This is a genomic window from Providencia burhodogranariea DSM 19968 (assembly GCF_000314855.2).
Lineage (GTDB): Bacteria > Pseudomonadota > Gammaproteobacteria > Enterobacterales > Enterobacteriaceae > Providencia > Providencia burhodogranariea.
The window spans coordinates 1-11,391 of sequence record NZ_KB233227.1 but is presented as its reverse complement, the minus strand read 5'-3'; the positions used below and the strand labels follow the sequence as shown (position 1 = coordinate 11,391).

Genomic DNA, 11,391 nt, shown 5'->3' with positions numbered 1-11,391 from the left:
GGGGTGAGATCATTCATAATAGAAACAAAAACTCATTCCAGTCAGGAGAGATTTAATGGCGACTGCATCAATTAGTAAAAAGATAAAAAAGGCAAAGGGGCCAGCAAGTGGTGCTCCTGCAGCAGGGCAAGTCCAGTCATTAAGCCGAGGACTGACTCTTTTGGAATATATTTCTGAATCAACTGGTGGGATTGCATTGACTGATCTCGCTCTACAAGCAGGGTTACCTAACTCCACAACTCATCGCTTGCTTATGACTCTCGAGCAACATGGTTTTGTGCGCCAAACTGGCGATCTCGGCTTATGGGTAATTGCATCGAATGCATTTATTATTGGTAGTAGTTTCTTAGAAAGCCGTAATCTTCTGGCTCTTGTTCACCCAATATTACGCCGTTTAATGGATGAATCTGGTGAAACTGTTAACCTTGCAATCCTTGACCATACTGAATTTGATGCAGTGATTGTCGATCAGGTTCAATGTAATGCATTAATGCGAATGTCTGCTCCAATTGGTGGAAAATTACCACTGCACGCCTCTGGTGCCGGTAAAGCGTTTATCGCCAATCTGCCTGAAGACCAACTCATTCCATTACTGACTAAAAAAGGATTATACGCCTATACGCCTCATACACTCACGACTCCATCCGTATTAAAAGAGAATCTTCAACAAACTAAAAAACAGGGATTTTCTTACGATGATGAAGAGCACGCTTTAGGGTTAAGGTGTATTGGTGCCTGTATTTATGATGAACACAAAGAAGCTTTTGCTGCGATTTCGATCTCTGGCCCCCTCTCACGCATCACTGATGATCGCGTCACCGAATTAGGTGCGATGGTGATCAAAGCTGCAAAAGAGATCAGCCGTGAATATGGGGCGATCCGCTAACTTTCTTGACTAATGATGTGTTAATTATTTAACAACCATCAATCACTGATTGCTGGGTTGATACGGCTTAAGCAGGTTTAGCTTTAAAAAACGTGACATGTCACGATACTTATCAATCAGTAATCAGCCGTGAATTTGAGGCGAGCAATTAACTTATTTGACTAATGATGTGTTAATTATTTAATAACCATCAATCACTGATTGCTGGATTGATACGGCTTAAGCAGGTTTAGCTTTAAAAAACGTGACATGTCACGATACTTATCAATTAACGCTAAAGCAATCGCCTCAGTTTCAGCATCAGCGAATCCATCAATATTGCGGGGACGAAAATGCATTTGAAACGCACTAATGGTTTTTTGTGTTTTAGCATCCAGCTTACCTGTCTGAGGAATTTCTGCATAACCGTAAAACTTAAGCGTTTTTTGTAATAACAAGACATTGCTTGGTTCATCTACAGCTCGACCTGATAAGTAATTTGTTACCGTTTTCGCATCAGGCCACGCCCCAATTCCTTGTTTAGATAATGCTTCCCAAGGAAATACCCTACCCGGATCTTCTTTACGCAACGGTGCGATATCGCTGTGACCAATAATATTTTCAGCTGGAATGTCGTAGCGCTGCATAATATCTTTCAGGAGAGGGATTAATGCGGTGATTTGCGTGTCGTTAAAAGGTGCCCACGTTTTATTACCCTGCTTATCAACTGTAAATCCTGGATTCACTATTTCAATACCAATAGAGGTATCATTCAGACCACTATGGTAACGCCAGTGACTATCCCCTGCATGCCACGCTTTTAGCTCTTCAGGCACCAGTTGTAGTACAACAGGTTGGTTATTTTTTTGTGCAGGTTGGCTAAGGATCAAATAATGAGAGCTAACATTCTGTTTAGTAAGTAAATAAATTGAATATTCATCATCAGATACAGTGTAGTGTAAAACCACATACTGAATTCTTTCACTGACATTTTGCGATGGGTGGCTTTTATCAAGATAATAGCCTTGCTGCGAAGAAAGTGTTGAGCAGCCAGATACAAAAAAGCAGAATAAAATAAATAAGTTACGTATCATCAAAAATCCTTTTATACCCTAGAAATTCGTACCCAAGATAAGCGCAGTAACACGAAATAAGATGGATGCAGACGATAAACAAAACGCTCCAGAGAACAATGATAAAATAGTGATGCGAATACAGGTTTATCATAGCTACCAATAAATCAGCTTGGAAAACAATACCATCTTATCAGTTAGGTTTATCATAATAAGACCTTAGTACTATTATGCCTGTTTTTCCTTGTAAATAGCGATTAAGTTCAGTATCACTGACTTTAAAATGACGTTTTAAGGATGAGGCATTTCTCAGATATAATTTTCCATCTTGGCGGATAGCAATACCGACATGGCTCACATCTAATTCAGCTTTATTCGAATAAATACCAATATAATCACCAGTTTGTATAGCATTAAACACCGATTGATCAATATCTTCTGTTGGAATATAGCGAATAATTCGTTTTGTCACTGGTAGCTGTTTAATTAATCGCTGGCCATCAGTTTTTAGATTAAGATTTTTGTTTACTTGAACTGAATTAGCACTAATTACCTGAGTTACATCGACAATAGTGCCGTCCATGTGCTGCAACCAATCCGTAAAAAAATGTCGCCGATTAGCATATGATATGTTTTCTTCTGAATAACGAATTGCCTTTAGATTGTTAATAAAGTCATCATAGTTATCCGATCGTTTTAAGGCTTCCGTATATTCAATAAACGTCATGCAATCCATCGATTTTAAATTCACAACCAGATTTTCTTGAGCGAATGCTATCGAATTTAGTGTGTTATCGTTATAAGGCGTACCTAAAAATTTCTCTGTAATCAACTTAACACGCTGTTCAGAATCTAACTCTTTTATATGAAGCTGAATATCCGTCAATATCGATATTGACCCTGATGTTAATACTGTTTCGGCATCAGAAAGATAAGTAGTAAAAAGGAGAGTCACCGCAATAATCCGTTTCAGCATAAAATGAGTTCCTGCCATTCGTGTTTATTAACCTTTTTAGGTTATTTTACAGACAATCGCGACGAGATGCACAGTGAAAAGATAACTTACGATAAGACAATTTTATTAATTTAAAGACAATAATCATTATCTTAATTTGAGGAATCCTTAATCTTTGGATATTGGTAATTTTACTCGAGTCAAAACTATCATCTCAAATGAGTAATATCATTTATTTCAACTCGCATTTCTTTAATTATATTCAGTAAATTAGTTAACTATATACCTTCAGTACGTACTCTTAATCAAAGAATGAGTTCTCTATGTTCGGTTAAGCTATATAAGAGAATAATTAATTGTGTGATAGTTAACTCCTCAACTCCTTTGATTTAATTAATTTAAAAAACCTATCTTCATTTGAATTACATTTAATTAAATTCCATTATTACACCCAATACTAACACTCTCTTTCCACAGGTTTTATTGATACTAAAATAACAATAAAAATCTTCTATCAAAAAATTATTCACTATTTTTACTTATCAATTTTAATGATTTCATATATCCTGACATCTTAGATTGATAAATAGTTTCTTTAATTTCATCTGCATCAACTTTACTTGATGTTGTTTCTGATAGGTAATTAGTCTTCGGGTTTTTTATCGAGGTTAGCCGATCATAGGCATACTTCTGATCTTTATCATTCGCTATTAAATACTCGCATAATTTTGCGCCTACAGAAGGAACACCCAACCGTTTAAAAAAATGCTCGATGGTATTTAATGGAATAGTTTTAACCGAATCACACACAAGAGGCTGTGAATCATCACTTTGCCACTCTTTTATTGTCGGGTTATCATTAATTATTGTTTTATCTGCGTTTTTTAACATAAAGGGTGTGGCAAGACTGGGCCAAGCATCAACGACAACGATTTCATGTGTAGGATCTCTAAGGTCTCCTATTACCACAAAAGCGTGGTCATCAACATCTGATGTCGCCCTACCAATAGGTAAATTAACCTTGTTTTTATCCATAAGGGAATATGCAACATCCGCATGCCCAGAACAATTAGCGGCTTGAGTTTGAATACACATTTTTGCATGACTAATAATAGAATCACAATGCTTTGCCATGGCATAATTTGCCCTTAAAAAACTTTCACCTTTAGTATTTATGATATCGCAATGTTGATTTCCTGCACCAAACCTTAATAAATCCTGTGTTTTTTTTATTATTTTTCTAGCATAGAATAAATTATTAATTGTTTTCTCTGAAACTTTAACTAACTCACCTTCAAACCTACCATGATATTTTATATAATCATCTTTCGCTGTAAAATTTATCATTCTTTCATTAGCACAATAAGATTTAGTATAATTTATTTTCATTTTATTTTCTAACCGAATATTAAATTTCAATAAAATCATTATCTATTATGACTTTAATGATAGTCTTTGAATTTCATACCAAATATTTGTTGAAAACAGTCATATTTACTCTGAATAATTCGATTTTCATGTTCTCCTTTTATTATTTTCATTCAATGTTAATCTCATGTACTAATTTATATTAGATATAATAATTTGCTTCGAAATGTATAGAATAAAATCCACAACTTGCTTTATGAACTTTAAATACGAACAATTAAAATTTCGTTTATTTGTGAGCTAAACGCCGACAAAAACGTAGTTCTTCACGATAAGCATAAACATCTTCGATATGACCACTGCGAATTCTATCTTGCAAGCCTTGCCAATACTTCGCACTAAATAAATTACTGTGTCGTTCCTGTAAGTAAACTCGTATTTTTGGATCCTGACATAAAAATTGGGCAAATTCTTCTGGAAAAACATCATGTTCTCCAATGCTATACCAAGGTTCTGCTGATAACTCTTGCTCAGGATACATAGCCTCAGGAATGCAGCGAAAGTTCACTTCAGTCATATAACAAATTTCATCATAATCATAAAAAACAACACGACCATGACGTGTCACACCAAAATTTTTAAACAGCATGTCACCGGGAAAAACATTGGCAGCCGCGAGCTGTTTGATCGCTTGGCCATACTCATCGATAACATGCTGAAGCTGGGTCTCGTCAGCATGATCCATATAGATATTTAGCGGTGTCATCTTTCTTTCCATATATAAATGACGAATTAATATTTTATCACCTAAATCTTCAATCAGAGACGGTGTTTCTTTTAATAATTCTTCCATCAACTCATCACTGAGATAACGCTTATCAATAATAAAATTTTCAAATTCTTGAGTATCGGCCATACGCCCCACTCTATCGTGCTCTTTAACTAATCGATAGCACTCCTGCACCCGCTCCCTTGTCACTTCTTTTTGTGGCGCAAATTTATCTTTAATCAGTTTAAAAACACGATCAAATGAAGGGGAGGTAAATACTAGCATCACCAAGCCTTTAACACCTGGCGCGATAGTAAATTGCTCACGTGAAAAATTAATAAAAGCCAGATACTCACGATAATACTCAGTTTTACCATGCTTTTGACATCCTATTGCCATATACAGCTCTGCAATCGATTTACTGGGTAAAATATCCCGTAACCAAAAAACTAATGCAGCTGGAAAAGGGGCATAAACCATAAAATACGAACGAGCAAAACCAAAAACAATACTTGCTTCATCAAACCCTGTTAAGCAAGTATCAACATAGATTTCACCTTGTATATCATGATGTATTGGTAGTAAAAATGGATAAGCTTCATCATTGACCATCAACTTACCAACGAGCCAAGCTGCCTTATTTCGATAAAATAGTTCATTCACTATATGTAAACAGACTTTTTCTTGACCAAGATTTGGAAACCTTTCTTCTAATGTATCCACAATGTATTGTACATCTAGAGTCAGAGAGCTCCAGTGTAACCGCAATGGTAATGCGCAGAGTATTGCCTGTAACACATTAAATAAATTGTTATTCACTGGATACTCCCGAGCAAGAGGTCTAGGTAAATCACTAAAACGCCTAGCGGGCTGCGAAGTGAAAATAAATAAATTGTCCTGCGTCAGTTCTCGATGTTGAAATACCCGGCAATAAACGGAATTAAAAAAACTTTCGGCAATTTCAAAGCGTGGATAGTTCGGAAGTAACGCGGTATAAACGCGTTTGATATTCGAGAGCATATCTGGCGTCAATGACTTGGCAAGCCCCATAAATTGTAGTTGAGCAACAACTAGCCCCACGTGATGGTCATAAAGTTGTATTCTTTGTTTCATTGCATCTTGAATCGCATGCCAATCTGCTCGTTCAAATCTTTCTTGCGCACCTGATGTAATTTCTAAGAAGCGCCCGTATTGCGCATCGAAGCCTTGTAAAATGGTCTGAGAAATTATCTGCTCTGTCGATAATGTCATAATGGCTCCCGATAAAAAAAGGCACTAAAAACAGTGCCTGCAAAACACAAAAACAGATACACATGAACAAAAAGAAAATATGCGTTGCACAATAAAAAGATTACCTCAATCTAGAACTGATCCTCTTCCGTCGAACCAGTTAAAGCTGTCACTGACGATGTTCCTCCTTGAATAACAGTTGTTACTTTATCAAAGTAGCCAGTACCGACTTCTTGTTGATGCGAAGAGAAGGTATAGCCTTTGTTTATCGCAGCAAATTCAGGCTCTTGAACCTTCTCAACATAATGCTTCATGCCTTCACCTTGAGCATAAGCATGAGCCAAATCGAACATGTTGAACCACATACTGTGAATGCCCGCTAACGTGATAAATTGGAAACGGTATCCCATCGCTGACAGTTCATCTTGGAAGCGCGCAATCGTTGCATCATCGAGATTTTTTCGCCAATTAAATGAAGGTGAACAGTTATAAGCCAATAATTTTCCAGGGTATTGCTCATGGATTGCTTTAGCGAATTGACGAGCGGCATCTAAGTCAGGCTTAGAGGTTTCACACCAAACTAAGTCTGCGTACGGGGCATAAGCTAATCCACGACTGATGGCTTGATCAATTCCAGCATGAGTACGGAAGAAACCTTCAGGGGTTCTTTCTCCAACCACAAACTCTGCATCATAAGGATCGCAATCTGATGTTAAGAGATCTGCTGCATCAGCATCAGTTCTCGCAATCAAAATGGTCGGAACATCCGATACATCTGCCGCTAATCGGGCTGCAACAAGTTTTTGTATCGCTTCTTGAGTTGGTACAAGTACTTTTCCACCCATATGGCCACACTTTTTAACCGCGGCAAGCTGATCTTCAAAATGAACTGCGGCAGCACCCGCTTCAATCATACCCTTCATTAATTCAAAGGCATTAAGTACTCCACCAAATCCAGCCTCAGCATCCGCCACAATAGGGAGAAAGAAATCGATATACTCTTGGTTTTCAGGCCCTACACCATTTGCCCATTGAATTTGGTCTGCTCGACGAAAAGTGTTATTGATTTTTTTCACGACCGAAGGCACCGAATCAACTGGATAGAGAGATTGATCAGGGTACATACTCGAAGCTGTGTTAGCATCCGCAGCCACCTGCCAACCGGAAAGGTAAATTGCCTCAATACCAGCTTTAGCTTGCTGTAATGCCTGCCCTCCCGTTAATGCACCTAGCGCATTAACATATCCTTTTTTAGAACTGCCATGCAGTTGCTCCCACAATCTTTCGGCTCCTTTTCTTGCTAAGGTATGCTCGGGATTCACTGACCCACGCAGTTTTACAACTTCTTCAGCGCTGTAAGGACGCGTGATCCCTTTCCAGCGTGCTTTTTTCCATTCATTTTCTAATTGGTTAATCTGCTCTGCGCGTGATGTCGTCATGTTCGTATTCCTTATTATTTTGGTAGGGTATTTCGGATATTATTCTATATCTGCGATATTTGAAGCGACATAGGCGTTAACTCTATTTCGCTACATATGACTTGAGTTATTTTGGTGTTTATTAGTTGATTAATTGGTAGCCAGGAATAGTTAAGAATTCAATTAGCTCATCTTGTGTTGTTATTTTTCTCATTAAATCAGCTGCTTCCCTAAACCGACCATTCTGAAATCGTTGATCACCAAGTTCTTTTTGGATAACTTGCAACTCTTCATCTAGCATCTCTTCAAAGAGCAATTTCGTCACTTTTTCGCCATTCGATAACGATTTACCATGCCGAATCCATTGCCAAATAGAAGTCCGTGATATTTCAGCTGTTGCCGCATCTTCCATCAATCCATAAATAGGTACACAACCATTTCCTGAGATCCAAGCTTCAATGTATTGAACGGCAATGCGAATATTTGCCCTCATACCTGATTCTGTTCTTTCACCATCACAAGGCTGTAATAATTGCTGTGCCGTAATCTCTTCATCCGTTTCACGAGATACTTGTAATTGATTTTTTTGTTCGCCAAATGCTTGATCGAAAACAGCCATGACCGTATCTGCAAGCCCAGGATGAGCAACCCATGAACCATCATGTCCATTTTGTGCTTCTAGCTCTTTATCTGCTTTAACCTTGGCTAAAATGGCTTTGTTTTCCTCTGCGTCTTTGCTTGGAATAAACGCAGACATTCCACCCATGGCAAAAGCGCCTCTGCGATGGCAAGTTTTAATCAATAGGCGTGAATAAGCACTTAAAAATGATTGAGTCATTGTCACCACTTGACGATCAGGTAAAACCCTATCCGAATGCTCTTTTAATGTTTTGATATAGCTGAAGATATAGTCCCAACGACCACAATTAAGCCCGACAATGTGATATCGCATGTGATATAAAATTTCATCCATTTGGAAAACAGCAGGTAATGTCTCAATCAATACAGTGGCTTTTATCGTGCCTCTTGGTAAGCCTACACTGTCTTCTGCAGCACTAAAGACATCACTCCACCATTTGGCTTCCTGCCAAGACTCCAGTTTTGGTAGATAGAAATAAGGACCGCTACCTTTCGCTAATAGCGCTTTATAGTTATTAAAAAAGTACAGTGCAAAATCAAATAATCCACCGGGTATAGGTTCCCCATCAAGCAAAACATGCTTTTCATCTAAATGAAGACCACGCACACGGGCAATCAGTACAGCCGGATTCGATTTTAGTTGGTAAACTTTGCCATTCTCATTGGTGTATGAAATGTCCCCTCGAATAGCATCACTTAAGTTGATTTGCCCATCGATCAATTTATCCCATGACGGAGAAAGGGAATCTTCAAAATCTGCCATAAATACTTTTACATTTGCATTGAGCGCATTGATCACCATCTTTCGCTCAACAGGTCCTGTGATCTCAACACGACGGTCAAGCAGATCTTCAGGAATATTTTGGATTTTCCAATCCGTACTTTTAATGGAATCACTTTCTGAAATAAAATTAGGTAATATGCCAGAATCAATTTTTTGCTGTTTACCCAGTCGTTCAACCAGTAATTCGTCTCTTCTAGTCGAAAATTTCACAGCCAATTTAGAAAGAAAAGCGATAACGTCAGCAGTTAAGACCTGCTTATCTTGCTGATTAATTTCATTTGTGAATATTAAAACTGATGCTGATAACTGCGGCTCCATGGTGCAATCCTTATTCATATCTGTCGATAGAATTAAGATTAAACCAAAATAAAAATAAATCAAAAACAGTTTCCATTATATATCAATTCAATCGTAATTAACTGATATATAATGTATTAATTTAAATTCATTTATGATTTATAATTCCTTTTTATCTATAGAAAATATTAAATCTTTGTTAAATCAAAGTGTTGATTAGATTACACACATTACTAAATTTTTATTAAAAAACAAAAAAGCAGCCTATATTAGGCTGCTTTAATTCTTAATTTAAATTATAACTCAATATTTATTGTTGGGAAATTAACGCAACACAGGTAATTGACTCAAAAAAATAAACTTTAATGGACAATCTATCTTTATTTAATCCAATGTTGGATGCATATGAGCAAGATCGAAAGGTGTGATCTGGTACACATAATAATTTAACCAATTAGAGAAAAGAAGATGTCCATGACTACGCCAATTAACAATGGGAGGCTTTTCCGGATTATTGTCTTTGAAATAATTACACGGTATTTTTGGAGAGATCCCGGCATCAATATCACGCCAATATTCTTGTGAAAGTGTATCGCCATCATATTCAGGATGACCTGTGACAAAAGCTAATCGCTTATCTTTTGAAGCAAATAAGTAGGCACCCGCATCTTCTGAACTTGCTAAAATATCTAAGTCAGTGTGTTGACGAATAAGCTCTTCGGGGAAATCAGCGTAACGAGAATGTGGAGCATAGAAAGATCCATCAAAACCCTTTGTTAATAAAGAAAATGGTTCAAGTGTGTCATGCTGATATATTCCCGATAATTTTTCTTCACGTGTCCATTTAGGTAAGTCATACAATACTTTGAGTGCAGCTTGTACAGCCCAGCAAACAAAGAGTGTAGAGGTGACGTGATCTTTTGCCCAATGAATGACTTTCTCAATTTGCTGCCAATAGGCGACATCACAAAACTCAACTAAACCTAAAGGCGCTCCCGTCACGATCAGCCCATCAAAATTTTGATGTTGTATATCTTCAAAATCACAATAAAAAGTATTCAAATGCTCTGTAGGTGTATTCTTCGACTCACGCTGATCAATTCGTAATAATTGAATGTCGACTTGAAGTGGAGTATTTGATAACAAACGCAAAAATTGATTTTCAGTCTCAATTTTTTTAGGCATTAAATTAAGTATTAACACTTTCAAGGGACGAATCTCCTGAAGGCTAGCTCTTGTCGTTGTCATGACAAAAACATTTTCTTCCCGCAAGAAATTTACCGCAGGCAATTCATCTGGTAAACGAATTGGCATCATTCATCCCCTTTTATACATTTATACGTTTAGACTTCTAGAATGCTAAATAATCTATCGGATGTTGCTCTTCTTGTCGAGCATTTCAAGGTTAGTTGAAATTATTTCAAGTAATTAGCATGAAGCTTTATTAAATTAAATAACAAAATAAAAATAATTTGTTGATTTTAAATCATTTATAATTCATTTCATTATTATATCAATATTAGAACTCTTATTTATAAATTATAAAAAGATAAAATACTGATAAAACGAATGATATATATTAAGAGCAAAGTTTCTAAATTTAATTGCTTTTTTGATACTGAATATTGCTTATATGATGATAAACGAGAGCTAATAGCACTAAATTTTTCAATTAAATAAAACGATAACTACGAGACGGTTAGCTTGAACAAGTGAGCTGTTACTCACTAGTTTGAGTCATGATGATGCATTTATATCGCCAATTCAGCTTGAGTATGGGGCTAGTTTTGATTTTTCTAACGTATTAATCTCACGCGATAGATAAAACAAAACAAGTGAGCTGTTACTCACTAGTTTACATCGTGATAATCCATTCATGCTGTTAGTTCGAGCAGAGTAACACGCTAAATATTCACGGGTAAATAGGATGACGGATTAAAGATAAGTCAGAATGAGGGATAAGGGATAAGGGATAAGGGATAAGAGATAAGAG

General features: G+C 36.8%; 8 protein-coding genes. 1 reads left to right on the top strand and 7 read right to left on the bottom strand.

The window, feature by feature from the left end; genetic code table 11:
* The first annotated feature begins 55 nt into the window (after window positions 1–55).
* A complete protein-coding gene (gene iclR / locus OOA_RS18650) occupies window positions 56–886 on the top strand; it encodes a glyoxylate bypass operon transcriptional repressor IclR (RefSeq protein WP_008913730.1) in 831 nt (276 codons plus the stop codon).
* A 194-nt stretch (window positions 887–1,080) separates the two neighbouring features.
* Here iclR and OOA_RS18645 read toward each other — a convergent pair whose 3' ends face one another.
* From OOA_RS18645 to metA, 7 genes are all read right to left on the bottom strand, one after another.
* Entirely contained in the window at window positions 1,081–1,959 is an 879-nt protein-coding gene (locus tag OOA_RS18645) for an N-acetylmuramoyl-L-alanine amidase (protein WP_008913729.1), read from the bottom strand.
* Between the two features lie 172 nt (window positions 1,960–2,131).
* Entirely contained in the window at window positions 2,132–2,914 is a 783-nt protein-coding gene (locus OOA_RS18640; RefSeq protein WP_008913728.1) for an N-acetylmuramoyl-L-alanine amidase-like domain-containing protein, read from the bottom strand.
* Between the two features lie 501 nt (window positions 2,915–3,415).
* Window positions 3,416–4,282, bottom strand: coding sequence for a hypothetical protein (locus tag OOA_RS19855; RefSeq protein ID WP_148284572.1), 867 nt, complete (start codon window positions 4,280–4,282; stop codon window positions 3,416–3,418).
* Window positions 4,283–4,550: 268 nt separating this feature from the next.
* The gene (gene aceK, locus OOA_RS18630; RefSeq protein ID WP_008913726.1) at window positions 4,551–6,281 is read right to left on the bottom strand and encodes a bifunctional isocitrate dehydrogenase kinase/phosphatase; all 1,731 of its coding nucleotides are present in this window, start codon (window positions 6,279–6,281) and stop codon (window positions 4,551–4,553) included.
* A 110-nt stretch (window positions 6,282–6,391) separates the two neighbouring features.
* Window positions 6,392–7,699, bottom strand: a complete 1,308-nt coding sequence (gene aceA / locus OOA_RS18625; protein WP_008913725.1) for an isocitrate lyase — start codon at window positions 7,697–7,699, stop codon at window positions 6,392–6,394.
* A gap of 121 nt (window positions 7,700–7,820) precedes the next feature.
* Window positions 7,821–9,419 carry a malate synthase A gene (aceB, locus tag OOA_RS18620; RefSeq protein WP_008913724.1) on the bottom strand — a complete coding sequence of 533 codons (1,599 nt, stop codon included), beginning with the start codon at window positions 9,417–9,419 and terminating at the stop codon, window positions 7,821–7,823.
* Between the two features lie 363 nt (window positions 9,420–9,782).
* Entirely contained in the window at window positions 9,783–10,712 is a 930-nt protein-coding gene (gene metA, locus OOA_RS18615) for a homoserine O-acetyltransferase MetA (protein ID WP_008913723.1), read from the bottom strand.
* Between the last annotated feature and the right edge of the window lie 679 nt (window positions 10,713–11,391).